Here is a 26,060-nt window from a genome sequence, read left to right on the forward strand (position 1 = left end):
CCCGGGACCATCGTCCCAAGTCCTCGAGTGTCCACCAAAGCGGGTCAACCTCAACCCACCTCCCAATGGACTACGTTCTTGCCTCAAAGAGGGTTTCGGGCCAAAGCGGCGGACAGTACACTCACGATGCTGGAAGCCAACCAAGGCCCCTATCAGGTCACATCCGCTTCAAGCCGAAACCCCGCCCCCGGACCGGGGGACAGGCCGACAGATCCCCAAAAAGGCACTCCACACGCCAGATTTCAATTGGGTCAGACCCGCCCCCCGGTCCAACGGGCCAGCCACATCATCGCAGTGGCCACCCAAGAAACGGGGCACCCACCACTATGAGTGATATTTGAATTGGTGGTGTGCTGACCCGAAAAGGAGGGATCTCATGCCATATCGATATCCACCCGAGTTCCGCCGCAAGGTCCTGGACCTGTTGGCCGCTGGCAGGTCGGTTGCGTCTCTGTCATGAGCATGCGGCACGCAACAGAAGGGGGAGTGCGGGGAAGAGGGTGGCTAGCAGGGATAGCCCAGTGGGGCTGGTTTCGCGTGTGACCCGTCGTCCGGTGTCAGGCGGTCGGGCTGAGCGCGTCTACGTCTTGTTCCGAGATCCTCTGGACCAGCCTGTACACCCGGCCTGCCTCTTCGGCGCGATCTACGTAGTCTTGGTAGGCCTGCAGGGCGTTGTCTATCAGTTGGTCATACATGACGACCCTTGCTCGGGACGCGGCAAGCATTTCTCGGGACCTTTGCTCGCTCGTATCGGTCTCGTCCCAGTCGCTAAGCCGTTTTCCGACGACAACGACTATCTCCACTGGTTCGTTACGGCGTCCGGCGGCGCCGAGTATCTTCTCAGCGGCGGTGTAGTACTTTGATATCTGCTCGTTCAGGGCAGTGGTACTGATGCGTTTCTGCGCGCGTTTGAGTTCGATGATGACGTGTTTGTTCCCGGTAGTGCTGTACTTGACATCGACCCGGGCGCGCTTCTGCTCTTCGGTCAGCTTATCGCACACCTCGTCGAGTACGGTCGTGACGCTCTTCTCCATATGCTCAGTGTGAGTCGCTCTCTCCCAGGAGGGGTCTAGCAGCCATAGGTGCTTGTAAAGATGCTCCTGCATCGCCCGCTCTTTAGCGTTCTCGTCCACAAGGCCCGTCAGCTTGCGGATGATCCGTAGGCGTTCCTTCGCTATCTGGTAGTAGGCGCTTGCCTCCAGGTCGTCCAGTTGGACGAACACCTGCTGCAGGACATCAAGGTTCTGGGTCGAGATCTCATCGAGCCTGTGGAGCATGTTCCGCAGCTTGAGGCTCTCGAAAGCGAGGACACCGCTTACGACGAGTTGTCGCTTGTTGGACTCGCCCTCAATCGGCAACTCGTTGATTCGACCGAACAGCCGCCGGGCTGCGACCTTCTGGTCGGGGTCCAGTTCTGTGAACCACTCCTGTATCCCCGGGTAGACGACGGCCTGCTTCGTCCCCTGCGACCTGCGCAGTTTGGTCCATCGACCCTGGACATGCTTCAACTCATCCCGCAGCTTGGCTTTGAGGGCCTGGTAGCGGGGGTCTTCTTCAATGAGCTTCTGCCGGCTTGTGGTGGCGATGTCCTCCGCGTCGTCCAGATCAAGGAAGTCGGCATGGATCTCGCCGAGCATGTACTTAGTGTAGAGGCCACCCTCACCGAACTCTTCCAGAATGTCCTCCTGAGCCAGCTTGCCGCGCACGAGGACTACCAGCTTGTTGATGCTCTCGGATGTCTCCGTGTCCTTGAGTTGCCCCGCCATGGAAGCCGTTCCGATCCAACCGTCTATCACCCAGTCGGGATGCCCTTCCAACTCACCGGAGCGTTTCTCCTGGTTCTCGAGGTTGCTGGCCGTGCTGGCCACGCGGTTGCCTTTGTCACCGAACGTCCAGATGTACTGGACTTTGTCCTGGTACTCGCGGTCGGTAGCCGTTATCGGTTCTCCGTCGAGTGTGATGGCGAACCGATGCTCTGCCCCGATGATGCTGAACCGCCGGGCTAGGCGCCTCCTCAACGCTCGACCCGTCCACTGAAGCTTACGCTTCATGTTCGTGAGGGTGATACGAGTACCCTTATCGAGGGCGATCTCCGTACTCGCAACAGGATCAGGCTCGTATCGCCCCTCCCCGCCGTCCCGGATCTCGGTTTCAATGTCCTCCGCGTCCATGACGAAACCGTGCTTCTCGCCACCGGCAACGCTCTCGACGCGGACCGTTCGGGCTATTGAGAAGAGGGACAACTTCCCGATTCCCTTCCGTCCCATGACCGGTCGCTCGAACCGCGGGGTTAAAGGCGCGACCTTCCGCCGCTCGTATCCGACGTGCAAGTACTTCTGATTCGCATCCGCAATCGTCATTCCGTGCCCGTCGTCCTCGATCACGACCCGGCCCTCAGACACATCAATGGAGATCCGAACGTGCTCCGCGTCCGCGTCCCATGAATTGGCAACCACCTCCGAGAGAACGGCAGCCACGTTCGAGTACAGCCCTAGGCCCAGATGCCGGAGCACGTTCAGGCTCACGGTCATCTGATACGTGGGGTCGCTGCTCACGACTTCTCCTTCAGGTGATCCATGATCGACCTTCCGATCGTCTCGCCCAGCTTCACGGGTACAGCGTTCCCGATGAGGCGAGCGACAGGGCCTATCTTCGCGATGGTCCCTTCGGGAACGAACGAGTAGTCCGCTGGGAAGGTCTGAAGCAGTGCTCCCTCCCGAAGGGAAATAGCGCGATCCTGGTCGGGATGGCCGAAACGTCCGTTCCCGAAGCCATGGAACTGGGTGGTGATGGTTGGAGCGGGACGGTCCCACTCCATCCGCCCATAGACACCTGGGTAGGTGCGACCGCTGGGCCTGGTGTGGCAGGGGGCCCGCAGCTTCTCGTCCCAGTCGCGCCAGGTTCCGCCAGCCTTCGCCTCGCGTATGCGCCGGAGGTTCTGTTCGGAGAGGCCGCTCGCTCTGTGCAGAGCGTCAGAGGTGTCGGCACCGCCAGCCGATATCGACCCCAAGTGACCGATAGTGTCTCGCACAGTCACCCATCTGCTATCCGGGTGGGTCGGAGCATCCAAATCGATTCGCCCCAGTTGTGAAGCCAGGAGCACCAAGCGCGACCTCGTCTGGGGGACTCCATACGCCGCGCATCGAACGACCCTGTGTGTGTATTGGTAGCCGGCGTCCCGGAGAACAGAAAGGAACCGCTCGAACACGGAGCGGCTGGTCAGGCGTGGGACATTCTCCATCGTGACCACTTCCGGCTTGAGCTCGGCGACGAGCGCGCCGAACTTGTCAAGCAGGCCCCATTGCCCGCCACCGATGTCCCCACCCCTGGTATAGGACGAGAACGGTTGACAGGGAGCGCAACCAGCAAGCACCCGAGGGCCGGTATCCGGATACAGTGACGCAACAAACTCTACCGACACCTCAGCGATGTCCAGTTCGTGGAACGAGGCTGCGACGTTCGCTTCGAAGGGATGACGGCAGAGCGGGTCGATGTCGATTCCAGCCACCACGCTCACGCCAGCTCTTTGCAACCCGTAAGAGAGTCCCCCTGCGCCACAGAAGAGATCAACTACGGCTGGGCAACTAGATTCGGTGGCAGCCGCCATGCCGCGTACCCTAGCCGGGCTGGCGCGCAGGCCGGACGTCTAGTCCTATAAGAGCCTGCCGAGGCTTCTTGGCCAGAGTTAGTGGACGAGGCCGACATTGATACGTAGGCCCGACTATGCGGTTCTTGCGCTGCTAGCCCGGTGCTTCACCTTTGACATGGCAGTCGCGACAAGATCCGCGGTGATGTGGTGGGCAAAATGGACTCACACGAAGGCTCAGGGGAAGCGCCTCGTCAACTAACTCCGGATTGGTCCGGAGCCTGTTGCTGGCAGAATCGGGTGTCGTGGCCAATAACAAGAAGAGGGGACGGAACCGGCGTGGCCGTCGCCGGTCCACCGGGACGCGGCCAGCGACTGCCAGCCCCGTCGAAACGCCGGGTTCTGGAACGAACGGGGATGGTGGAGATGGTGAGGTCCTGTACTCGTCGTGGGCGTTGCGGAGGGCCGGCGCGCGGGCTGGGCGGGGGTTTCATTTCCAGGACTTGGTTGGGGCGTGGCTGGCTGTGCATGTAGTGTCGGGCCGTCTTGTTGTTGACTCGTTGGTGCCCGAGGGTTTCGAGGACATGTCATTGGAAGGCCCAGATGCCCGACATGTCCAGATCAAGTCACGGCTCCCGCATCGTGACCGTTTCCCCGTGGGTGAGGCGACCAGACACATCCTCGACTCATGGGAGAAGCAGGAGGATCTGGATGACGGATCGGCCTTGGTGGTCGTTCTTGAACATGGTGTCAAGAACGAGCACGGTCTGGGCTGCTTCGACCGGCCGCTGGCGGATGCATTGTCGGCCGATTCCCCCCTCCGTGCAGAAGTTGTCCGTGCCGGGCGCCAGCGAGGACTGGACCAGCCTGAGATTGATACGCTGCTGTCCTCTACCGCGGTTGTGGGCGTCAGTTGGGATGAGGTAGAAGAGGAGACAGCTGACTTGATCGGAGGTCTTGTCGATCTCCCACCTTCCGGTTTGTGTCTGGTGGCCCGCCAACTTCGTACTGTGGTTGCGGACGCTTCCGACGCCAACGCAAGCACTGACCACGAGGACCGTTGTCGTCTCACGAAGACGGACATCGTTGCTGCTATCCACGCCACCGCCGACCAGGTCGACGTCGACTCGCTCGAGTCTGCTGTGCGGGAGGGTATCTGCGAGACGCTCGACTACAGCGTGGCGGCGCAGCCGGACGACAGTTTCTACGAGGGCGTAGCAACCCAGCCGCACCACGTAGCGGCCGGTCTGGTCGTTCCTCGTCCTGACGTTATGGACCAGGTTCTGTCGGGGCTGGCCGAACGGTCGGCTGTTGTTGTCACCGGGCCGTCCGGTGTAGGGAAGAGCGCGGTCCTTTGGACGGTGCCGTGGGCGCGGCCCGATGTGTTGTGGTACCGGGTACGTCGCCTCACCGGCGAGGAAGCTCCTGCCCTGATCCGCCTCGCCCGGGCCTACCGGGCCAGCCCGGAGGCGCCGGTCGGGTTTCTGGTCGACGCTGCCGGAACCGATGGTCTGGATGGTTGGGACTGTCTACGCGCCGAGGCGGCCGCCGTTCCCGGTGTCCTCTTGGCAGCAAGTACACGTTCGGAGGATCTCATGTCCCTGGGCGACCTGTCGGGCTGCGCCACGGTGACGGTACGACTTGACGAAACCGCAGCAGAGACGATTTTCAAGGGCCTCGTGCGTCGCGGCGCGACCACCAGCCCGCACTGGAAGGAAGCGTACCGTGACTCAGAAGGCCTCACTCTCGAGTTCACGCACATGCTGACACGCGGCCGGAGGCTTCGGGAAGTCATCGGTGAACAGGTACGGTGGCGCATCGCTGAAGACCGTCGCCTTGAACTGGAAGTGTTGAGCCTCGTCGCGGTCGCCGACCGATGGACCGTGTCCATTTCCACCTCAGGTCTCGCGGCGGTCTGTGGGGTCGGGGACTTCGAGCTACGCAAGGCGAACTGCCGACTCATCGACGAGCAGCTGGTCGTCGAGCGAAACGGTTGGGTGTCGGGTCTGCACCGACTCCGGTCGGAAGCAATTAGCGAAGTCATCCACCAGCAGCCGCCGCCGGATCTCCACAGCACCGTCAACAAGGTTCTAGGAGTCGTTCCGGACACCGACCTGCATCGTTTCGTAGCGAACCTGCTACGAGATGAACCCTCGGCTAGGCACACCGTGATCAGTACTGCCTTTAGCGAGCCCCTAAGCGCGTCACGGTTCGCAGGGTACGTGTACGGCCTTCGCTTGGCCGACTTCTACGAAGTCGCCAAAGCATGGGCGAAGATTGCCGACGCGCATCAGGTACCCGAGTCGGCTCGCCCGACGCTCTTCTACTACACGTCGGTACGTATCCCGGTTCCTAGCCTCATCCCGGCCGAGATGCGACAAGTGCAGGAAGCAATGAATGCTGTACCAGCGACGAGACCCCACAACGACCTAGTGTCCACCGTCGGAGAGCACGCACTCGCCCAGAGCATGGCGTCCATGGGTGCGGTCTCGGAGGCCACAGATGTGTTCGCTGTTTTGGAGAGTTGCAGCACCATCCTGGCAGCGGCTATAAGGCACACCCTGAAACATGACTCGCCACTCGCCGAGGCCTTACGCTCGGTACCTGTCGATCAACTAGCGGAGTGCGTGGCGGCCGCTCGGTCCTGCCATCCAACAGTCGCCGACCATCTGGTCAGCCTGATCGGCGGCGAGAGTGCTGTCCTACGCCGGATACGGACCCACAATCCTTGGATAACAGAACTTGAAGTAAGGGAAGGAGAAGACGGGCCAGTCGCGTTCGGCAGATTACTCCACGTCTCCGACGCCGTGCAGGACGCCCAGAAAGAAGTCGTGGCACTCGGACGACTCCTGCTCCGATGCCTGCCCCGCATCAAATCCGTCGACATCCAAGCCCTAGCACCGGGCGGTCACAAGTTGAACATCGGGAACTTCACCCACGGAGTCAGCCATCTCCAACGCCAGTACGACTATTCGGTGACCGACCTCGCCTGGAACCAGGCCCGCATCCGAGCAGCGGTCACCCTCCTCGGGGAAACCGACACCACCCGACTGGCCAAGGCACTGCCGCTCCTCGACCAGGCAGCGGAACTGGCCCACGAAGTTGGCACTCGGTTGGTTACCAGCAAGCCCCACTGTCTCGATTCCCGCGACCTCGCCGAGAAGATCGACGAACTCCACGAAAGCGGCCGGTCGCTTAGGCCACCACTGGGAACCGGCGAACTCGGCGACACGGCAATCTCGGAGCAAGCGCCCGCGATGACCAACGATCCACTGTCCGCTCTCATCCTTGCCCTGACCGGCAACATCTTCCCCAGACTCTCCGCGCCAGACCAGTACAGACAATTGGCCGCGTACATCTCCGCCACGGTGATTGAGAAGGATCTCGCAGATGCCCAAAACGAGCCCTGGGCCGTGCTGGACATTGATGAACATCCTCCGAGTCTTGACCGGCTCGTAGAAGTCCTCTCCGACATCCACTCTGTTGTCAGCGAACTTGCGACCGGTGGCAACGGCATCGCGAGGGTGTTCAATAGCGCACGATCCGGATCGGCGCAGGGTGCACTCGAGCGGGCAGCCCGTACGAGCAGGCGCCAACAACAGCGCCGTATCCGATCTCGTCGAGAGGCGCTCCGAAAAGTGTGCAACACCGCGGGCGTCAACACCAATGTGCTGTATCGCCAGCCCTACCGTGGTGTCGTCGAGTACGCGATCACCGTCGAACTCGGATCGCTCACCCGATGGCCCAACGCGGTTGAGCGACTGGCGGCGGTCTTGGAAGCTGAGCGGCCTGGTGATGAGACCTACCTGCTGGTGCCGATTCGTGAGGGGAATACGGTGCCGAGCTTGTCGATGCAACTGAATCTATCTCTCTTGCCACGCGCCGAGCTCGGCGACTGGGCAGCCATACTTCCCGAACCAGCTCCCAGCGCCCTGGCTGACACGTTCGAAGAAGCCCAAGGCGCGCTTCAGACCCTTTCGGGGATCCGCCATCTTCCAGAAGGCCAGCGGAACCACGAGGAGATTCGCGCCGCCCTAGACAAAGCAGCGTCACGGTTCAAGACAGCACACAGGAAGCTCCGCGAATGGCCATCGGATCCCCTAACCGACCAACTGGTAGCCGTGGTAGAAGCCTTAGAAGAACAGGTGCGAACGGAACTCCGGGGTCAACACGCCGGGGCAAGCTACGCGGAGCAGATCGCAGCTGGGGTCTTCCAAGGCGTACAAACTGATGAGTTGCACATCATGACGGGTGCCCGCTACCTCGCCTTAGAGTGGGAAGTCGACCCTGACGCCGCCATATCGACCCTCATAGGTCTCTCATAGAGGCAGAACACTCCGAGACTCGTACTGGAGTGAGCATTTGGAGCATTGACGTCGTTTTGGTCCTATAGCCGGTTCGTATTGGTGGGGCATTCGACCTGTTGGCCACGGACCCACACGGCACTTGGGTGGGAACCTACTACCAGGGTCGACGCGACCCGATAGAGGACCTCAACTCCGCCACTAGAGACGCGGAGGGCTCAACAACGAGCAGTCCGAGCGTTCGGGCCCGCTCCGCACACTCGCGCCTCTGATGATCGGCGTCGTCCATCCCCACCCCTCGTTCATGTAGACGTCGGGCTACTCGAGCCTTTCAGTTCCCAGTGGTCTTACGTCGCGACCGCTGAGGGCCCTCCTCTACCAGTGGATTGGGCCTGGACCGCGGACGTGTAGGCTTCGGTCGGTATGGCCCCTGTCATGGCCAGCCGAATGTTGCGCAGATCTCGCCGGTCGAAACCGTTAGAGGATTGGTTAGTCGTCCCTGATCGACTGTGGGGCGGTTTGTGGGACACAGCCAAGAGAATAGCCCTCTCAACTGCGAGATTACCCTCCCTGATAAGGATGAGGTCCCTGGTTCAAATCCAGGTGGGCCCACCTCGCCTTAACCGGAGGAGACCAGCTCGGCCTCGGGCAGCGAGAACCGCTGGAGCATTGCCAGGAGCTGCTGGCGCACCGGGTCGGGCAACTCGATGTCGCGTTCCCGATTGGCGCGCCTCGCCTCCGCCTCCTTCTCCCCCGGATACAGGACCGGTTGCGACTCATCGGCCAGCCGGGTGTCCTTGAGGTGCTCGGTGAGCGTGAGGGAGCGCTCCTCGAGTTCGGCCATGGGCACGAACAGCTCGGGATCGATCACGATGATCATCGAATCGTTGCTGAAGGAACGGCCCGGATCGCCCGAGATACCCCCGCCCGACATCACCCCCGCCAGCAGTTCCACCATGAACGCGAGCGCGTAGCCCTTGTGTCCTTCGTCTCTTCCGAGCGGGAGCAACGCCCCACCCCTCGCGAAGTCCTCCGGGTCGGTGGTCGGATTGCCGTCGGAGTCGAGGATCCAGCCGGTGGGCGTGGGCGTTCCCCGCGCCCTGTACACCCGCACCTTGCCCTCCGCCGCCACCGAGGTGGCCATGTCCAGCAGGAAGGGTCCGGCCAGTCGGGACGGCACCGACATGGCTATCGGGTTGGAGCACAGCTTCCGCTCCGTGCCCCGGAACGGCGCCTGGTTGATCCCGTGGCCGCCGCCGTTGGTGAAGATCATCGACACCAGCCCCTCCCCGGCCACCTGCTCGGCGTAGCGGCCCAGGCGGCCGATGTGCTTCACCCTCCGGATGGTCACAACGCCGACCCCGGCCGTCCGGGCCTTCTCGATGGCCAGGCCGGTGGCGAAGGTGGCCACCACCTGGCCGAAGTTCCAGCCACCGTCGACCCGGGCGGTGGTGGGTGTCTCGCCGAGGATCCGGGGACGGGCGCCCGGGATCAGATCGCCGCTATGAGTCCACTCGATGTAGTCCCACAACCGGATGACCCCGTGGGAATGGTGGCCGATGACGTCGTTCTCGACCAGGTGCTCCGCCACCAGCCGGGCGTCGGCGCCGGGCGCTCCGGTCGCCCGCACTATCGCGGTGCATGTGTCCTCGAGCCGGGTGGGTGAGACCTTCCACATGCAGGTGTCCTTTCGGTCCGGCGGCGGGGGCTCGTACCCGATTGGTGTGCCGCGATTGCCAGCCGCAACGCTAGTGGTGTGGATGCGAAACGGCCGTGGCGGCGGGAGTGCGCCGGTTGGCTCGCGCCATGCTTGGAGTCACGCATGCCTGCTACCCTGCGGGCCGTCCTCCGGGGGCTCGAGAGTGCTTTGCCAGCCCGCCGGAAGAGGAGCTACGAGTTCGGTTGTGCCATGAGATATGTCGCCCCCACATCCATCGAAGAGGCCGTTTCGGTCCTAGGCGGCGCGGTTGCTGCCCAGGTGTACGCCGGCGCTACCGACTTCATTCCCCAGCTGCGGATGGGCCGGCCGGAGCCCGGGGTAGCAGTCGATCTGAAGCGGATCAATCGGCTGACCGACCTCCGCCGGGAAGGGAATACGTGGGTGATCGGCGCCGCCACCCCCTCGGCACGGCTGGGCGAGGAGAAAGACCTGGTCGCCGAGCTGCCGGGCCTGGTGGAAGCGGCGAACCTGATCGGATCCGATCAGATCCAGAGCCGCGCCAGCCTGGGCGGCAACCTGTGCAACGCCTCCCCGGCCGCCGACTCGGTACCTGCCATGGTGGTGAACGACGGTCGGGCGGTGATCGCCGGACCCGAGGGGATGAGGACCATCCCGGCGGCATCGGTGGCCACCGGCCCCGGCCGCACTTCGTTGGCGGCGGGAGAGTTCCTGGTCGAGTTGGTGTTCGATCGTCCCCCGCCCCGGACCGCGGATGCGTACCTGCGGTTCATCCCCCGCACCGAGATGGACATCGCGGTGGTCGGCGCCGGGGCCCGGCTCACGCTGGATGAGGCGGGACGGTGCCAGGAGGTGTCGGTCGCCCTAGGAGCCGTAGCGCCCACGGTGGTCATGGTTCCGGCCGCGGAGGACATCCTGGTGGGCCACGCGCTCACCGACGACGCCTTGAAGCGGGTGGCGGCGGAGGCCTCGGCGGTCTGCAACCCGATCGACGACAAGCGCGGCACCAAGGCGTACCGCCGGCAGGTGGCCGGAGTGCTGGCGGTGAGGGCCCTCAAGCTGGCCGCCGACCGCGCCGCCCGGACCGGCTGATGAAGCGCCCGCACCAGTGAGGAACCCCGTATGAGCAGAACGCACGTCACCTGCACCATCAACGGCGACCCCGCCGAGTTCCTTTGCGAGGAGGATCAGACCCTCCTGGACACCCTGCGGGACGTGGTCGGGCTGATGGGAGTCAAGGAGGGCTGCGCCACCGGTGACTGCGGGGCATGCTCGGTCATCCTCAACGGACGGCTCAACTGTTCCTGCCTGGTCTTCGCCCCGGAGGCGGAGGGGGCGACGATCGAGACGGTCGAGGGCATGGCCGGCCCGGACGGCCTCCACCCGCTCCAGGAGACCTTCCTGGAGGGAGCGGCCCTGCAATGCGGGATCTGCACCCCCGGCTTCCTGGTGGCCGGCAAGGCGCTACTGGACCGCAACCCGGATCCCACCGAGGAAGAAGTGCGCTACGCCGTCGCCGGCAACCTCTGCCGGTGTACGGGTTATGACAAGATCGTGCGGTCGATCCTGGACGCGGCCGACCGTATGGGAGAAGCCGCCCCGGCTTCATAGGGCAAAGGAGAAGGCGTGACAGTTACCGCTACCCCCACCACCGATCCCCAGCCCGGATACAAGTGGGTCGGGACCCGTCCGGTCCGCCACGACGGGCTCGACAAGGTGACCGGCCGGGCCAGGTACGGCGCCGACCTGAACCTGCCCGGGATGCTGATCGGAGCCGTGCTCCGGTCTCCCCATGCCCACGCCCGCATCCTCTCCGTCGACACCTCGGCGGCCGAGGCGATGGAAGGCGTCAAGGCGGTAGTCACGGGCGCCGACTTCCCGATGCTGGAGTCCGGCGGGGAAGGGAGCGGGGAGGAGTACTACGACCCCCGGGACCTGTGCCGCAACGTGATGGCGCGTGACAAGGTCCTCTACGAGGGCCATGCGCTGGCCGCCGTGGCCGCCACCTCCCGCCGGGAGGCACTGACGGCGCTGGCGGCCATCGAGGTCGACTACGACGTCCTACCCCACGTGCTGGACGTGTCCGAGGCCATGGCGCCCGACGCGCCAATCCTCCACGATGACCTGATCACCGAGGGGGTGGATCCGGTCCCGGACGAGCCTTCCAACGTAGCCTCACGCTACGTGATCGACCGCGGGGACATCGAGAAGGGCTTCGCCGAGGCCGACGTGATAGTGGAGCGGGAATTCGTGACCCAGCCGGTCCACCAGGGCTACATCGAGCCCCATGCGGTGGTGGCGGACGTGGGTGAGGACGGCAAGGCCACCGTCTTCTGCTCCTCCCAGGGCCACTTCATGGTGCGGTCCCACACGGCGGAACTGCTCGGATGGGAGCCGTCCCGGGTGAAGGTCATACCCGCCGAGATCGGCGGGGGCTTCGGTGGCAAGACGACCGTGTACGTGGAGCCGGTGGCGGCCCGGCTGTCGCAGAAGGCCGGCCGCCCGGTCAAGATCGTCATGACCCGCGACGAGGTGTTCCGCGCCACCGGTCCCACCTCGGGGTCCAAGATACGTCTCAAGGTGGGCGCCACCAGGGACGGCACGCTGACCGCGGTGGAGGGCTCCATGGCCTACCAGGCGGGCGCCTTCAAGGGCTCGCCGGTGAGCCTGGGATGCATGTGCGCCTTCGCCCCCTACGCGATCGAGAACGTGCTCTTGGAGGGCCTGGACGTGGTGGTGAACATGCCGAAGGTGGCCGCCTACCGGGCGCCCGGAGCGCCGATGGCGTCGTTCGCCTCCGAGACGTTGCTGGACGAGGTCGCGGAGCAGCTGGGCATCGATCCGCTCGAGCTCCGGCTCCGCAACGCCGCCGAGGAAGGTGTGCGGTCCGTATACGGCCCGGTCTACAAGCGGATCGGCTTCAAGGAGACGGTGGAGGCGGTCCGGGACCATCCGCAGTACTCGACCGAGCTCGGGCCCAACCAGGGCCGGGGGGTGGCGAGCGGCTTCTGGTTCAACTTCGGGGGCAGCTCGAGCGCCACGGTCCACATCAACGAGGACGGGACCGCCTCGGTGCTCACCGGCAGCCCCGACATCGGCGGGAGCCGGGCCTCGATGGCGCTGATGGCCGCGGAGGAACTGGGCATCGACGTCTACGACATCACCCCCATCGTCAGCGACACCGAATCGGTCGGCTACACCGACGTCACCGGAGGAAGCCGGGTCACCCACGCCACCGGCTTGGCGGTCATAGACGCCTGCCGCAAGGTGGTCACCGACCTGCGGGCCCGGGCCGCCAAGGTCTGGGACGTCGATGTCGAGGAGGTCGAGTGGGTGGACGGACGGGCCCAGCACGTCTCCGGGGACCGGGCGCCCATGACCACCAGGGACCTGGCCGCCGGCGCCGCCGGGACGGGCGGCCCGGTCACGGCCAGCGCCGCCGTGAACGCGCGGGGAGCAGGGGTCGCCTTCTCGACCCAGGTGTGCGACGTGGAGGTCGATCCCGAGACCGGCGCCGTGAAGATCCTCCGGTACATGACCGCCCAGGATGCGGGGCGGGCCATCCATCCGAGCTATGTCGAAGGACAGATGCAGGGCGGCGTGGCCCAGGGAATCGGCTGGGCGCTCAACGAGGAGTACATCTTCGACACCGGCGGGACCATGGAGAACCCGGGATTCCTGGACTACCGGATGCCGGTCGCCTCCGACCTGCCGATGATCGACACGGTGATCGTCGAGGTGCCCAATCCGGGCCATCCCTACGGGGTACGGGGCGTGGGCGAGGTGGGCATCGTGCCCCCCATGGCGGCGGTGGCGAATGCCATACACGACGCCACCGGCCTGCGGATGAGCGAGCTGCCCATGTCGCCGGTGAAGGTGCTGGAGGCAATCGGCGCCAACGGCGGCTGACATGGCCCGGGTGATCTTCGGATCGGCGCTGCGGCGCTACACCGGAGGGGTCGGAGAGGTCGAGGTCGAGGCCACCACGGTGCGCTCGCTGATCAACGCCCTGGACCGGCGGTTTCCCGGCCTCGGGGAGCATCTGGGGTCAGGGATGGCGGTGGCGATCGACGGCGAGATCATGACCGATGCCCTATACGAGCCTGTGCCCGAGGGTGCCGAGGTCCACTTCCTTCCGCCCATCGGAGGCGGCTGACCCCAGCCCACCTCAAGCCGGTGAAGGTCAGTCCTGATACGGCCAGCCGGACTAGAGCCGCCAGGACATGGCGACCGCCTGCGCCGGGGCGACGCAACGCTGCTACTCGACCTTCCTCCCGGACCGATGGCGATCGTTTTTTCGCGTTATCGCCGGCAAGGGTCAAATCTGTCACACGCCCGACATACGTTGCCTATCGCCAAGCACCTACACCGGCCGATAAGGCGAGACCGATCGGAACGGCCGGACCGAGGGAACACAACAAGCTCAATGGAGCGAAGCGCCGATTCCCGGCAGCCAGCCGGGCATGGCCGACCACGCTCCAAGCCAGGACAGGTGGTGGCGGGGGAGGGCCCGGTGCGGAGCACCGGTTTTCGCGACTTTCGAACTTTGGGCACAGGGCACCACAGGTGACGCCCTGAACCTCAGGAACACCGCACCACCCATGACGCCCTGTGCATCGAGAACATCACAGCCCCCGAACCTGAGGCACACAGCACCACCCATGACGCCCTAAACCTCAGGAACACCGCACCGCCCATGACGCCCTGTGCATCGAGAACATCACAGCCCCCGAACCTCAGGCACACAGCACCACCCATGACGCCCTAAACCTCAGGTTCACAGCCGAGCTGTAGGGATGAGTCGGGCCACCGGTGAACGGGTCGCTCATCGGGTGGGCGCGACCGGTAGGGTTGATCCATCGGTTCGGCCAGCGTGAGGAGTGGGTGTGAGTGTGATCGACCCTGAAGTTCGGAAGGCTTATCGCAAACTGCCGCGGATGGTGATCGGCCCCGTCATGATGAAAGTGATGCGCAGATTCACCGCGTTTTTCCTGCCTAAGACATCGATGGATGGACTCGTGTTCCAAGACATCCCGACCCCGGGGACGACGAAGACCATGCGCATCTACCGGCGCTCGGACTCCGCCCGTGGGGTGCCGGTGGTGTTCTGGATACACGGCGGCGGGTACATCGTGGGGAACAACACAACCGAGGACCGGTGGGGAGCTCTCTTCTGCCGGAGCTTCGACTGCGCAGTCGTCGCAGCCGGGTACCGGCTGGCGCCCGAACATCCCTTCCCCGCCGCTCTGGACGACCTCAGAGCCGCAGTGCAGTGGGTCCTCGACCACGGCGCAGACCACGGGCTCGACCCTGAGAGAATCCTGATTGCCGGCGAGAGCGGAGGCGGAGGACTTGCCGCCGCACTCGCCCAGCGCCTCCACGACGAAGGCGTCCCCATGGCGGGCCAGCTGCTTGCCTGCCCGATGCTCGACGACCGCACCGCGGCGAGGACCGACATCGGACGCAGGGAGCATCTGGGTTGGTCAAACGGCTCCAACCACTTCGGATGGTCCAGCTATCTAGGCACGGCACCAGGCGGCGACACCACGCCCGAATATGCAGTACCGGCACGTCGATCGGACCTGGCCGGCCTCCCTCCGACATGGATCGGCGTGGGCGACCTCGACGTCTTCTGGGACGAGGACATGGAGTACGCCCGCAGGCTCGAAGAGGCAGGCGTATCGGTGACCCTGGAGACCGCTGAGGGAGGTCCCCACGGATACCAGGCGATCGCTCCGGAGGCGGCGATCTCCAAACGGTTCAACGCTTCAGCAGCCGCCTTCGCCAAGGAAATGCTGGGCGGTTAACTCAGACCCACACGGGGGCCGCTCGGGGCCTAACTGAAGTCGGCTTCGATGACGGCACGCTCCGCCCTGAGCCTTAGGCTCGTGGCGCGCTGTGGCGTGTCCTAAGCCTTAGGTTCGTGACATCGGCACGCTCCACCCTGAGCCTTAGGCTCGTGGCGCGCTGTGGCGCGTCCTAAGCCTTAGGTTCGTAGGAGGGGTGGGCGCGGGCGGTAGGCTTCATCGATCGGTTCGGGCAGAAAGAGGTGTTCGGCGTGAGTGTGATCGATCCTGAAGTTCGGAAGGCTTATCGCAAGATGCCAAAGCGGCTGGTAACCGGCCCCATCCTCATGAAGTTGTCGCGCAGATTCGACAAGATGTTGATGCCCAAGACATCAATGGATGGTCTCGTGTCTGAAGACATCCCGACCCCGGGGACGACCAAGACCATACGCATCCACCGCCGCTCCGATTCGACCGGGGCGGTGCCAGTGGTGTTCTGGATTCACGGCGGCGGGTATATCGCGGGAAACAACACGACCGAAGACCGGTGGGGAGCTCTCTTCTGCCGAAGCTTCGACTGCGCAGTCGTCGCAGCCGGGTATCGGCTGGCGCCCGAAAACCCCTTCCCGGCAGGTCTGGACGACCTCAGAGCCGCAGTGCAGTGGATCCTCGACCACGGCGCAGACCAAGGGCTCGATCCCGGGAGGATCTTGATTGCCGGCGAAAGCGGAGGCGGAGGACTCGCCGCGGCGCTCACGCAACGCCTCCATGACGAAGGCGTCCTTGTGGCCGGCCAGTTGCTTGCCTGTCCGATGCTTGACGACCGCACCGCGGTGAGGACCGACATCGGACGTAGGGAGCATATTCTCTGGACGAATGGCTCCAACCACTTCGGATGGTCCAGCTACCTCGGCACCGAACCAGGCGGTGAAACCGTTCCCGAATATGCAGTACCGGCACGCCGATCCGACCTGGCGGGCCTGCCGCCGACATGGATCGGCGTCGGCGACCTCGACCTCTTCTGGGACGAGAACCTCGAATACGGCCGCAGGCTCGAAGAGGCAGGCGTTCCCGTGACCCTGGAGACCGCCGAGGGAGGCCCCCACGGATACCAGACGATGGCTCCGGAGGCGGCGATCTCCAAGCGGTTCAACGCATCGGCAGCCGCCTTCGCCAAGGAAGTGCTGGGCGGCTAACCAGGACCGACGCGCCCGCCGGTTCAGGACCTAACTGAAGCAGGCGTCGATGACGTCCCGCTCCGCGCCCGACGGGCTGTACATCCAGAACAGCTTCACCGGGGTGTCGCCGGTGTTGAAGAACTGGTGGCTGACTCCGGGAGGCGTGAAGACGACGGTGCCGGGACCGGTGACGATCTCCCGGTCGCCAACCGTGGCCCTGCCCTCGCCCTCGGAGAACATCCAGATCTCGGCGGCGTCCGCGTGCGTGTGCAGGCTCCCCTTCTGGCCGGGCGGTACCTCGCAGGTGCCAATGGCGAAGTCCCCGATGCCCGGCTGGAGCAGGGGGGACAGCAGTGCTTTCACGTGGCGCACGAACGGCTCGGGAGTGGTCAGGCCCACCCCTTCCGCCTCGGTGATCACGATCGGCGTTCCCGGCTCGTAATCCATCCGCCTACCTCCTCGCTCGCGTCCTGACGCCGGCTCCGTCGATCGGGTCAGCCGACTCCCACCGGCACCCGGGCGTCCAGATAGGCGGCCAGGTGATCCACCAGGTCGCGGGCGTCGTCCTCGGCGCCGTGGATGAAGCTGGACTTGCGGCGGCGCAGGAAGTTCAACCCGATCACGTACAGGCCCGGGGAGTCGGTCACCACGCCGCCGTCGTGGCGGATCCGGCCCTTGTAGTCCAGCACCGGAACGTGGAGCCACGAGTAGTCGGGGCGGTACCCGGTCGCCCACAGCACGGTGCGGATGTTCTCCCCGTCCAGATCGATCAGCAGCGGCGGGGAATCCTCCAGCCGGGTGCGCTCGAATCGATGCGGCGGATCGTACCGGCCGTCCAACCCGTTCTCGGTGACCCACTCGTCGATGGTGGTCAGCAGGCGGTTCATCTTGAGGTCGGAGCGGGTGACCTTGTTGTGGAGGGATCCCGACAGCTGGGCCTTACCGCCCCTGATCCCGGCCAGGCGGCCCACCATCCGAACCCCCTGGTCGGTCAGGGCATTGAGATCGAGCGACTTGCGCTCCGGGGATCCGACCAGCTGGGGCGAGGGAACCTGGCGGGCGCGGTGGACATCGTCCGCCTCGTCGTAGCGCTCGTCCGAGACGCCGGTCACGTCCATCCAGTACCGGATGTCGCGACCTCGGTAGATCCTGGGCATGCGGACGTGCTCGCCCACGGACACGGTGACCGGACGCCCGGATCGATGGATCTCCTCGGCGAGCTGGATGCCGGTGGCGGACACCCCCACCACCAGCACCCCTCCATCTTCGATATCGGAGGGGCGGCGGTACTCGTGCGGGGTGACGGAACGAACCGAGTCGGGGAGGGCGGCCGCGATGGGGGGCACCTTGGGCAGGTTGAAGCCCCCGCTGGCCAGGATCACCGACCGGCACCGCCACACGCCGCGGTCGGTCACCACCTCGTAACCGTCACCGTCCGGGCGGACCGAGGTGACGGTGGTGCGCGTCTGGAGAGGTGGGTTCACCAACCGGGCGTACCGGGCGATGACGCCCACCAACTCCGTCACGGTCATGAAGCCGTCCGGATCGTCACCGTCGTAAGCGAAGCCGGGCAGGCTGACCTGCCAGTTGGGGGTCAGCAGCCGCAGCGAGTCCCAGCGTTCGGTCCGCCAGGTGTTGGCCACCTCACCCCGCTCCAGGACCACATGGTCGATGCCTCGAGCAGACAGGAAGTAGCTCGCCGCCAAGCCGCTGTGCCCGGCTCCGATGACGACGGTGGTGGTACGCATCCGATGACTCCGGATCGGACGTCTCAGCCGACGCTTACGGTCACGTTGGTGGGATTGGTCATGATGTCGAAGACCGCCGAGATCTTCTGGGACTGCGCCACCAGCGCCTCGAGATCGGCCTCGCTCGTGTCGTCGGCGTCGATCTCGTAGTTGACCCGGACGTCGTTGAATCCGTTCCTGACATCGGGGTCGGATCCGAGGATGCCCCCGATGTTCATGTCGGCCTCGAGCGTGGCCTTCACCGAGCGGAGCTTGATCTCGCGGTTCTCGGCCACCGCGGCCACACCCGCCGTCAGGCAGCTCGCCAGGCCCGCCAGCACGATCTCCACCGGAGTGGCGGCATTGTCCGCCGCGTTGAACTCCAGCGGATGGTCGGCCTCGAACTCGTAGTTCCCCTTGTGGCTGCGCTCCTCGCCCAGGCCGAAGTAGCCATCGATCTTCGTCTTGCTGTGGGTTCCGTGGACCCACTCGTTCGAGGCCCTCCAGGTGTAGTCGCCGGCGGCCGGGGTGTCGCCGACCACTCCCCGCGCGAACAACAGGTGAGCCGTATCGACTCCGTTGATGTCACCAGTGCTCATTTTTGTTCTTCTCCTTCGTGTTTCCCGTGGATACGGGTTGGTTGCTTGCGTTCTGTACCCAAGCTCGGGTCTGGTCCGTCCCTGTTGATCCTGGATCGTCGATCACAGGTCCGGAGTCGAGGACGCGTGGCCGGTCGTGCCTGTTGGCTCCCGGGTGGTGGCGTCGGTTACGGGCGGTTGCCAGGACCGCCCGGGTGGATCACCCGGGAGCCTGGACAACACATGCACCTGCTCGATGCTGGAGGCTTGAAGTGCAGGCAATCCATGTGTGACAGTCTCCTCTCGCTTGTACGCGCTCGTCTGAGCGCCGCGAGCGGAATCCCGCCTCGGCAGTCTCATCGATCAGGCATTGGCACCGCTCATGTCGGTTGCCGCGGCTTCAAAGGGCCTGTCCCTCCACCGCTCTGGATGAGCGCGTTGTAACGGCAGAATTAGACCATACGAAGTGACGGATGTCAAAGACCTCGGGACCCGGTGGTCGGTGGAGGGGCGCGGTGGTCGGTGGCTAGCTCCGCCAGCGGCCGGGCCGGGTGCGGATGGCGCCGAAACCGAGCCGGTCGCACAGCTCGAAGAAACGTGATCGGTTGGCGCCGCGCCATTCAAGATCGTCCAGGTCCTCGGCCAGCGGCACGTCACGGCGGAGGGTGGTGAGCGTCCGGTAGAGGGCAGCCTCGGGCCGGGCGGCTTCCAGGTTGGCGGACAGCCGGGCGGCGCCCCGGACCTTCACGTCCCAGCCGCCGGGCGATCCCGGGATGTCCTCGATGTGGCCGTACCTGGCCAGGAGGGTGGAACTGGACTTCGCGCCCCAGCCGGGAATCCCGGGAACCCGGTCGGCGGCGTCACCCACCAGCGCCAGGTAATCGGGTATGGAGCCGGGACGGACGCCGAACTTCTCCACCACCCCGCGCTCGTCATAACGCTTGCGTTCCCGGCGGTTGAACGTCACCACCCGATCCCCGATCACGCACTGCATGAGGTCCTTGTCGGGGCTGAGGATGACCACCCGCTCCACATCGTCCATCCAGCGGTGGGCGGCCGTGGCGATGGCGTCGTCGGCCTCGAAGTCCCGCATGGCCCAGACGGTCACGCCCAGTACCTCCAGCGCCTCCTCCGCCAGCCGGAACTGGGCCAGCAACTCCGGCTCGATTCCCTCGCCCGTCTTGTAGCCCGGGAAGATGTCGTTGCGGAAGGACTCGATGACCGCGTCGGTGGCGGCGGCCAGATGGGTGACCCCGTCCTCGCGGAGCAGGCGGATCGTGGAGTCGAGCACCCCGTAGACGGCGCCGACCTCCATCCCGTCAGGAGCAGCCCGCCTCGGATACCCGAAATAGGCCCGGAACAGCTCGTAGGTGGCGTCCAGCAGGTGAAGGTTCACGACGTGGACAGGCTAGGCGATGCACAGCAAAACACCCAGCAGGCCCTTAACGAGGATCGTCGGGATTCGGGTGGCCTAGTCGCGGAGCGGCAGATCCGCGCCAGCCTTGCCGCGGTGGGATATCGCGGAGGTCCACCCTCATGGCCACTAGTCTGGAGGCCGTCTCCCGTCGCTGTCACGGTGGCGGGTGTTCTTGTTTACGGATGGAATCCGGTTTGCAACCTCGTTTAACTCTCCGTGCTGTTGCCCGCCTGCGACGCGCCCTGCCCGGGAGGCGGAGATCACCTGGCAATAGAGGCTCGGCATCGGTCATGAAAGCCTTCCGGCATCGCAGTTTCACCGTCCTGTGGTCGGGCCTGCTCTTCTACCGGGCGGGATTCTGGATCGGCTTCCTCACCTTCCAGCTGATGGTGGCCCGCCTGACCGACAACAGCCCGTGGATGCTGGGCCTGCTGTCGTTCTTCAGCTCCATCCCGATGCTGGTGGTCGCCCCCTTCGTCGGCGTCGTGGTCGACCGCCTCGACCGGAAGCGGCTCATCGTGGTGAACCAGGCCAGCATGGGCATCGCGGCTGCGGTCATCAGCTACCTGGTCATCACCGGCCGGGCCGATTCGATCGTGATGATGTTCGGCTTCGCCCTCGTGTTCGGGGTAGGGCTGGCGTTCTCCATCCCGATCAACCATGCGGCGGTGGCCAATTCGGTCCCGTCCGAGGACCTGCGGAGCGCGGTGTCGATCAACTCGATCGGGCTGAACCTGGCCCGCATCGGTGGGCCGGCGCTGGCCGGGCCGATCCTGGCCCTCTGGGGACCGGGAGGTACGTTCGCGCTGTGGGCGGTGGCGGCCCTGGCCGGAGCGGTGGCGATCTCGATGATCACGCTACGGCCCTACCAGCCCGAGCAGGACACGCTCGGCGTCTTCGGTCGGATGCGCCAGGGAATCGAGTACGTCCGGGAACGTCCCACCATCATGAAGGCGCTGGCCATGGCCGCCATGGTGACTGTCTTCGGCACCTCATACATGGCGTTGCTCCCGGTTGTGGTCTACGACACGCTAGGCGGGAACGACCAGACCTTCACGAGGCTGATCATGCTGGTCGGTCTCGGCGCCATGCTCGGCGCGTTCGCGGCCGGGAGCGGCCGGTTGTCGCTCAACATGGCCACCATTACCTGGGGCGCGGTGGCCTTCGGGGTGGTTGAGGGGCTGTTCGGCCTGACCCGGACGGTCTGGGCGGCCGGGGTCCTCGTGACGGTGGGGGGCGGACTCAACTTCTTCCTGCTCACCTGCCTGACCACCCTGGTCCAGACCCTGGCACCGAGTCCAAGCGGGGACGGGTGATGAGCCTGTTCGTGCTGGCCTGGGGCGGTCTCTTCCCGATCGGTACGCTCGTGCTCGGCGCTCTCGGGGAGGCGATCACCACACGCTACGCCCTGGCCGCCTTCGGCTCGGTGCTGGTCGTCTACAGCCTCTGGGCCCGTCCCGGGCGCCGGGTCGTCAAGTCCTCCTCGAGACCCGCCAAGTCCTGAGCCCGCGGATTACCCGTCTTCGGAGAGACGGTCCTTCCGCTCCGGTGAGTCCCGGCCGGGTTAGAACATCACCGCCGAGGCGATCGATATCTCGATCTCGTGGATGGCCTGGGCCACGGCCTGGCCGATCAGGTCCAGCTTCCGCACCTGCTCGATCCGTGACGCGGCCTGATCCAGTTCCTGCTTGGACAGCAGCAGCTTGAAGATGCCGCACACGTCGGCCAGGCAGATGAGCACCACATCGTGCGGGTCGGGGATCTCGTCGCTGAACAGGACACCCATGATCCGCAGCTTGACCTCGCGCTCCGCCTCGCCGTCAACAGCCGGGTAGCGCCGCGAGCGGAACACCCAGAGGAAGGAATCCTCCTGTCGTTCCAGGATCCCCCGCTCCACCAGCCGTGTCAACGCATCTTCCCGGATCTCGTCGGAGCTCCGAGCGACCTGCTCCACCCAGTAGAGGGCGTTGCGCTTCTCCCCGGCGGCGATCATGGCCAGGGTCGGGTCCAGCAGGCTGTCGCCCGTGGGGTCGGCATCGATCAGGAGCAGGTCCTCGAGGTCGGTGTCGATGCGGTTCTCCATGGCCAGGTCCATGAGTACGGCTCCGGCGATGGCGCGGTCCATCGCGAAGCGGGAAACGTGATAGAACTTGCCGTCCTCGTCACGGAGTAGGAGAAGGAGGATCTCCTCCACGAATCTCAACATGCGGTCACCCCCTAGCGGGTTGGCAAGAAGTCGGGTCTTGCTCGGCTGTCCGCCTGAACATCCGACCCCGTACCTGCCAAGTGTAGCGGGTCCGGGTTCGCGGTCAGGGGACGCGGCGACCCGCTCTCGGCGTCCCCTCGAGGCGGACCGCAGGGTGGCTAACGTTCTCGGTCATCGCCCGAGGAGATGCGCAACCGGTGGACTTCGAATTCTCGTCGCGAGTGGAGCGGCTGCAGTCCGCCTTGCTGGACTTCATGGACGGGACGGTCTACCCCGCCGAGTCCGTCTATGCAGAGCAGATGGCGGCTGCGGGAGACCCCCACCACCATCCGCCGATCATGGAGGAGTTGAAGGCGGAAGCCCGCTCCAGGGGACTGTGGAACCTGTTCCTGCCCGATCCGGACCGGGGGGCGGGATTGTCGGTCCTCGAGTACGCACCGCTGGCCGAGATCACCGGCCGTAGCCCGCTGCTGGCGCCGGAGGCGGTGAACTGCTCGGCGCCCGACACCGGCAACATGGAGATCCTCCACATGTTCGGGACGGAGGAGCAGAAACGCCACTGGCTCGATCCGCTCCTGGACGGCGCCATCCGCTCATGCATCTCCATGACCGAACCGGATGTCGCCTCCTCGGACCCCCGCAACATCCGCACCCGCATCACGAAGGACGGCGATCACCTCGTCATCCGTGGACGCAAGTGGTTCTCGACCGGGGCGGCCAGCCCGAGGTGCAAGGTGGCGATCGTCATGGGGGTGACCGATCCGGACGCCCATCCCTACCGGCGCCAGAGCATGGTCCTGGTGCCGCTCGACAGTCCTGGGGTGACCGTCGAGCACGACTCCTCGGTCTTCGGCTATCACGACCGGGGAGGTCACGCGACTCTCCATCTCGACCGTGTCCGCGTCCCGGAATCGAACCTCCTGGGCGAGCGGGGCGGGGGTTTCGCCATGGCCCAGGCCAGGCTCGGTCCGGGACGGATCCATCATTGCATGAGGGCGATCGGCATGGCCGAGCGGGCATTCGATCTGATGTGCGCCCGGGCGCAGGCCAGGCAGGCCTTCGGGTCGCTGCTGTCGGACCAGGGTGTGGTGCGGGACTGGATCGGCGATTCGCGGATCCGGATCGAACAGGCTCGCCTGATGGTGTTGAAGACCGCCTGGATGATCGACACGGTGGGCACCCGTGAGGCCCGGGTCGAGATCTCGGCCATCAAGGTGGCCGTGCCTCGGATGGCCAGGCTGGTGATCGACCGCGCCATCCAGCTGTTCGGCGCCGCCGGGGTGTCGGACGAGTTCCCACTGGCCCACCTCTATGCGCAGGTCCGGTCCCTGCAGATCCTCGACGGGCCCGACGAAGTGCATGTCCGAGCGGTGGCCCGCCGCGAACTGGCCCGCTACGAACCGGGTGAGGTCCCCCCTCCCTATCCCTTCTGACCGTCCTTTGCCGACCGTGTGTCAGAAACAAGGAACACGTCAGGCCCGACGGCTGTTGTACGGGGTATGAGAAGCAGCGCGACACCGTTCATCCTCACATCGACCCAACCCCCGGCGGGTGGGGCGTCGCAGCGCGACACCGTTCATCCTCACATCGACCCAACCCCCGGCGGGTGGGGCGTCGTGGCGCGACCAGGCGGCGTGCCGGACGACCGACCCGGACATCTTCTTCCCCGATCCGGGCGACGTGGTGGGCGTGGGGCGAGCCAAGCAGGTATGTGAGGGATGCCCGGTGGCGTCCGAGTGCCTGTCCTACGCGGTGGGCACCAACCAGACCGAGGGGATCTGGGGCGGCACCACCCCGGGCGAGCGGCGCCGGCTCCGGCAGCGGTGGCTCAAGGACCTGAGGGAAGCGGGCTGACCCGTCCCGTACCGGGAATCGCCCCGATGACCGGGTTCGGTTGATCCATCGCCACGGGCGAACCTGAGGAACAGGGCGTCATATATGGCGTCCTCTGCCTCAAGAACCGCCAGGCGCCAAAAGTCGCGAAAAACGGTACTCCGCACCGGGCCCCTCCCCCGCCACCACCCATCCTGTTGGAGCGGGGTGGGGCATGCCCGGCTGGATGCCGGGAGACGGCCCTTCGCTCCATAAGCCTTTTGATGTTCCCTCAGGCCGGCCGTTCCGATCGGTCTCATCTCACATCGGCCGGTGTAGGTGCTTGGCGATCGGCAACGTATAGCGAAGCTGTGACGCGTTCAAGCCCTTCCCGGTAGAACGCGAAAAATTGTTCCCCCTGAACCCGGGGGCGGACGACCTGGGGGACGATGGGGCGAGGGTCGTGCTTCCCGGACGGTGGGGCGGGCTGATGGGCGGGAGCGATGCCCGATCGTGATCGGGGTATCGTTGGCGCCATGACGGAGCGGATCTACTCGGTTGACTCGTATGCCCGCGAGATGGCGGCCGAGGTGGTGGCGACCGATGCCGACGATGGGCGGGTGCTGCTCGACCGGACGGTGTTCTATCCGGGCGGGGGTGGCCAGCCGGTCGATGCCGGAGAGCTGGCCATCGGGGATGACCGGCTCCAGGTGGTGGGGGTCAAGCAGGACTCGGACGGCGTCTGGCACTGGCTCGAGGGCGGGCTGCCGAAGGTGGGGACCAGGGTGACCGGCAGGATCGACTGGGACCGCCGGTACCGGCTGATGCGAACCCACACATCGTTGCACGCCCTCTGCGGGGTGATCTGGGAGCGGTTCCGGAGCCCGGTGACGGGCGGCAACATGGAACCCGGTTACGGTCGCCTGGACTTCGAGATCCCCAACTGGGACGCCAGCCACCGGGATCCCGTCGAGCAGGCGCTGAACGAGGCTATCGCCCGGCATCTCCCGGTGGATGTGTCCTTCATGCCCCGCGAGGAGGCCGACCTCGACCCCAGCCTCATCCGGACCAAGGTCAACCTGATCCCGCCCTCGGTGCGCCGGATCCGGGTGATCGACATCGTGGGCCTGGACCGCCAGGCGGACGGCGGCACCCACGTCAACACGACCGAGGAGGTCGGCCGGGTGAGGATCACCAAGGTCCAGTCGAAGGGCCGGGGGTTCCGCCGCATCCGGGTCGCCCTCGAAGACGAGTCCACCTAGCAGTCTGCCGCTCGGGGCGCCGGATGAGTATCAGAGCGGAACTGGAGGCTCGGGTCGGTGAGGTCATCGGGGTGGGCGACTGGCACACCATCACCCAGGCCGACATCGACAGCTTCGCCGCCGCCACCCGGGACCCTCAATGGATCCACGTGGACGCCGCCCGGGCAGCCGATGGCCCGTTCGGGGCCACCATCGCCCACGGGTTCATGACCCTGGCGTTGATACCGGGGATCGGCCCGGTTCTCGACCTCCCCGGACTCGAGATGATCATCAACTACGGCCTCAACCGGGTGCGGTTCCTCAGCCCGGTCCCCGTCGGTTCGAGGGTGCGGGTGGTCCGGGAGATAGCGGGCGTGTCGGAGAAGCCCAACGGCATCCTCCTCGAGGAGAGGGTCACGATCGAGTTGGAGGGGTCCGCCAGACCGGCCTGCGTGGCCGAGACGCTGGTGCTGCTGGTCGTGTAGGCCCGGGGTCAGCCGAGCGCCAGGTCCCGGTGGGTGTAGGACCGCTTGCCCGGCCCGTAGTC

General features: G+C 65.5%; 21 protein-coding genes and 1 riboswitch. Of the genes, 13 read left to right on the forward strand and 8 right to left on the reverse strand.

Going from position 1 to position 26,060, the window contains the following annotated elements:
* Window positions 1-557: 557 nt before the first annotated feature.
* On the reverse strand, window positions 558-2,555 hold the full coding sequence (locus OXK16_08490) for an ATP-binding protein (GenBank protein MDE0375983.1): 1,998 nt from the start codon (window positions 2,553-2,555) through the stop codon (window positions 558-560).
* Entirely contained in the window at window positions 2,552-3,607 is a 1,056-nt protein-coding gene (locus tag OXK16_08495) for a DNA cytosine methyltransferase (protein ID MDE0375984.1), read from the reverse strand. The genes OXK16_08490 and OXK16_08495 overlap by 4 nt, the downstream gene beginning before the upstream one ends.
* Window positions 3,608-4,242: 635 nt before the next feature.
* Here OXK16_08495 and OXK16_08500 point away from each other — a divergent pair.
* Window positions 4,243-7,911 carry a hypothetical protein gene (locus OXK16_08500; protein MDE0375985.1) on the forward strand — a complete coding sequence of 1,223 codons (3,669 nt, stop codon included), beginning with the start codon at window positions 4,243-4,245 and terminating at the stop codon, window positions 7,909-7,911.
* Window positions 7,912-8,509: 598 nt separating this feature from the next.
* On the opposite strand, the gene OXK16_08505 is transcribed toward OXK16_08500, so the two are convergent.
* Window positions 8,510-9,568 (reverse strand): Ldh family oxidoreductase, encoded by a 1,059-nt coding sequence (locus OXK16_08505; protein ID MDE0375986.1) that lies wholly within the window; start codon window positions 9,566-9,568, stop codon window positions 8,510-8,512.
* Between the two features lie 231 nt (window positions 9,569-9,799).
* On the opposite strand from OXK16_08505, the gene OXK16_08510 reads away from it, so the two are divergent.
* The 6 genes from OXK16_08510 to OXK16_08535 all read left to right on the forward strand — a co-directional run bounded on the left by OXK16_08510 (window position 9,800) and on the right by OXK16_08535 (window position 16,550).
* Entirely contained in the window at window positions 9,800-10,660 is an 861-nt protein-coding gene (locus OXK16_08510) for a xanthine dehydrogenase family protein subunit M (protein MDE0375987.1), read from the forward strand.
* 30 nt (window positions 10,661-10,690) lie between these two features.
* A complete protein-coding gene (locus OXK16_08515; protein ID MDE0375988.1) occupies window positions 10,691-11,179 on the forward strand; it encodes a (2Fe-2S)-binding protein in 489 nt (162 codons plus the stop codon).
* Window positions 11,180-11,194: 15 nt separating this feature from the next.
* Window positions 11,195-13,477 (forward strand): xanthine dehydrogenase family protein molybdopterin-binding subunit, encoded by a 2,283-nt coding sequence (locus OXK16_08520; GenBank protein ID MDE0375989.1) that lies wholly within the window; start codon window positions 11,195-11,197, stop codon window positions 13,475-13,477.
* A 1-nt stretch (window position 13,478) separates the two neighbouring features.
* Window positions 13,479-13,724: a MoaD/ThiS family protein gene (locus OXK16_08525; GenBank protein MDE0375990.1), complete on the forward strand. Its 246-nt coding sequence runs from the start codon at window positions 13,479-13,481 to the stop codon at window positions 13,722-13,724.
* 811 nt (window positions 13,725-14,535) lie between these two features.
* Complete coding sequence (locus tag OXK16_08530; GenBank protein MDE0375991.1) at window positions 14,536-15,375, forward strand: alpha/beta hydrolase; 840 nt, start codon at window positions 14,536-14,538, stop codon at window positions 15,373-15,375.
* 386 nt (window positions 15,376-15,761) lie between these two features.
* Window positions 15,762-16,550, forward strand: coding sequence for an alpha/beta hydrolase (locus tag OXK16_08535; protein MDE0375992.1), 789 nt, complete (start codon window positions 15,762-15,764; stop codon window positions 16,548-16,550).
* Between the two features lie 30 nt (window positions 16,551-16,580).
* On the opposite strand, the gene OXK16_08540 is transcribed toward OXK16_08535, so the two are convergent.
* The 4 genes from OXK16_08540 to OXK16_08555 all read right to left on the reverse strand — a co-directional run bounded on the left by OXK16_08540 (window position 16,581) and on the right by OXK16_08555 (window position 20,233).
* On the reverse strand, window positions 16,581-16,979 hold the full coding sequence (locus tag OXK16_08540) for a cupin domain-containing protein (protein ID MDE0375993.1): 399 nt from the start codon (window positions 16,977-16,979) through the stop codon (window positions 16,581-16,583).
* A 47-nt stretch (window positions 16,980-17,026) separates the two neighbouring features.
* Window positions 17,027-18,280: an NAD(P)-binding domain-containing protein gene (locus OXK16_08545; protein MDE0375994.1), complete on the reverse strand. Its 1,254-nt coding sequence runs from the start codon at window positions 18,278-18,280 to the stop codon at window positions 17,027-17,029.
* A gap of 23 nt (window positions 18,281-18,303) precedes the next feature.
* Window positions 18,304-18,858, reverse strand: a complete 555-nt coding sequence (locus OXK16_08550; protein ID MDE0375995.1) for an OsmC family protein — start codon at window positions 18,856-18,858, stop codon at window positions 18,304-18,306.
* Window positions 18,859-19,190: 332 nt separating this feature from the next.
* A riboswitch (SAM riboswitch) is annotated at window positions 19,191-19,273 on the reverse strand.
* Between the two features lie 90 nt (window positions 19,274-19,363).
* Complete coding sequence (locus OXK16_08555) at window positions 19,364-20,233, reverse strand: flap endonuclease (protein ID MDE0375996.1); 870 nt, start codon at window positions 20,231-20,233, stop codon at window positions 19,364-19,366.
* 311 nt (window positions 20,234-20,544) lie between these two features.
* Between OXK16_08555 and OXK16_08560 the strand changes: the two genes are divergently transcribed.
* A complete protein-coding gene (locus OXK16_08560; protein ID MDE0375997.1) occupies window positions 20,545-21,570 on the forward strand; it encodes an MFS transporter in 1,026 nt (341 codons plus the stop codon).
* Window positions 21,570-21,758, forward strand: a complete 189-nt coding sequence (locus tag OXK16_08565) for a hypothetical protein (protein MDE0375998.1) — start codon at window positions 21,570-21,572, stop codon at window positions 21,756-21,758. The genes OXK16_08560 and OXK16_08565 overlap by 1 nt, the downstream gene beginning before the upstream one ends.
* A 60-nt stretch (window positions 21,759-21,818) precedes the next feature.
* Here OXK16_08565 and OXK16_08570 read toward each other — a convergent pair whose 3' ends face one another.
* Window positions 21,819-22,460, reverse strand: a complete 642-nt coding sequence (locus tag OXK16_08570; protein ID MDE0375999.1) for a GPP34 family phosphoprotein — start codon at window positions 22,458-22,460, stop codon at window positions 21,819-21,821.
* A gap of 197 nt (window positions 22,461-22,657) precedes the next feature.
* On the opposite strand from OXK16_08570, the gene OXK16_08575 reads away from it, so the two are divergent.
* The 4 genes from OXK16_08575 (at window position 22,658) to OXK16_08590 (ending at window position 25,998) form a co-directional block, all read left to right on the forward strand.
* Window positions 22,658-23,893: an acyl-CoA dehydrogenase family protein gene (locus tag OXK16_08575; GenBank protein ID MDE0376000.1), complete on the forward strand. Its 1,236-nt coding sequence runs from the start codon at window positions 22,658-22,660 to the stop codon at window positions 23,891-23,893.
* A gap of 118 nt (window positions 23,894-24,011) precedes the next feature.
* Window positions 24,012-24,314 (forward strand): WhiB family transcriptional regulator, encoded by a 303-nt coding sequence (locus tag OXK16_08580; GenBank protein ID MDE0376001.1) that lies wholly within the window; start codon window positions 24,012-24,014, stop codon window positions 24,312-24,314.
* 461 nt (window positions 24,315-24,775) lie between these two features.
* Window positions 24,776-25,534 carry an alanyl-tRNA editing protein gene (locus tag OXK16_08585; protein ID MDE0376002.1) on the forward strand — a complete coding sequence of 253 codons (759 nt, stop codon included), beginning with the start codon at window positions 24,776-24,778 and terminating at the stop codon, window positions 25,532-25,534.
* A 23-nt stretch (window positions 25,535-25,557) separates the two neighbouring features.
* Entirely contained in the window at window positions 25,558-25,998 is a 441-nt protein-coding gene (locus tag OXK16_08590) for a MaoC family dehydratase (protein ID MDE0376003.1), read from the forward strand.
* Window positions 25,999-26,060 lie beyond the last annotated feature (62 nt).

Source organism: bacterium (genome assembly GCA_028821235.1).
Lineage (GTDB): Bacteria > Actinomycetota > Acidimicrobiia > Spongiisociales > Spongiisociaceae > Spongiisocius.

Excerpts from the sequence above, each read along its gene's own strand:
- OXK16_08590 (MDE0376003.1), top strand. The coding sequence starts at position 25,558 with ATGAGTATCAGAGCGGAACTGGAGGCTCGGGTCGGTGAGGTCATCGGG.
- OXK16_08495 (MDE0375984.1), bottom strand. The coding sequence starts at position 3,607 with ATGGCGGCTGCCACCGAATCTAGTTGCCCAGCCGTAGTTGATCTCTTC.
- OXK16_08540 (MDE0375993.1), bottom strand. The coding sequence starts at position 16,979 with ATGGATTACGAGCCGGGAACGCCGATCGTGATCACCGAGGCGGAAGGG.
- OXK16_08530 (MDE0375991.1), top strand. The coding sequence starts at position 14,536 with ATGCGCAGATTCACCGCGTTTTTCCTGCCTAAGACATCGATGGATGGA.
- OXK16_08570 (MDE0375999.1), bottom strand. The coding sequence starts at position 22,460 with ATGTTGAGATTCGTGGAGGAGATCCTCCTTCTCCTACTCCGTGACGAG.
- OXK16_08525 (MDE0375990.1), top strand. The coding sequence starts at position 13,479 with ATGGCCCGGGTGATCTTCGGATCGGCGCTGCGGCGCTACACCGGAGGG.
- OXK16_08550 (MDE0375995.1), bottom strand. The coding sequence starts at position 18,858 with ATGAGCACTGGTGACATCAACGGAGTCGATACGGCTCACCTGTTGTTC.
- OXK16_08565 (MDE0375998.1), top strand. The coding sequence starts at position 21,570 with ATGAGCCTGTTCGTGCTGGCCTGGGGCGGTCTCTTCCCGATCGGTACG.
- OXK16_08505 (MDE0375986.1), bottom strand. The coding sequence starts at position 9,568 with ATGTGGAAGGTCTCACCCACCCGGCTCGAGGACACATGCACCGCGATA.
- OXK16_08515 (MDE0375988.1), top strand. The coding sequence starts at position 10,691 with ATGAGCAGAACGCACGTCACCTGCACCATCAACGGCGACCCCGCCGAG.
- OXK16_08510 (MDE0375987.1), top strand. The coding sequence starts at position 9,800 with ATGAGATATGTCGCCCCCACATCCATCGAAGAGGCCGTTTCGGTCCTA.
- OXK16_08585 (MDE0376002.1), top strand. The coding sequence starts at position 24,776 with ATGCCCGATCGTGATCGGGGTATCGTTGGCGCCATGACGGAGCGGATC.
- OXK16_08560 (MDE0375997.1), top strand. The coding sequence starts at position 20,545 with ATGAAAGCCTTCCGGCATCGCAGTTTCACCGTCCTGTGGTCGGGCCTG.
- OXK16_08545 (MDE0375994.1), bottom strand. The coding sequence starts at position 18,280 with ATGCGTACCACCACCGTCGTCATCGGAGCCGGGCACAGCGGCTTGGCG.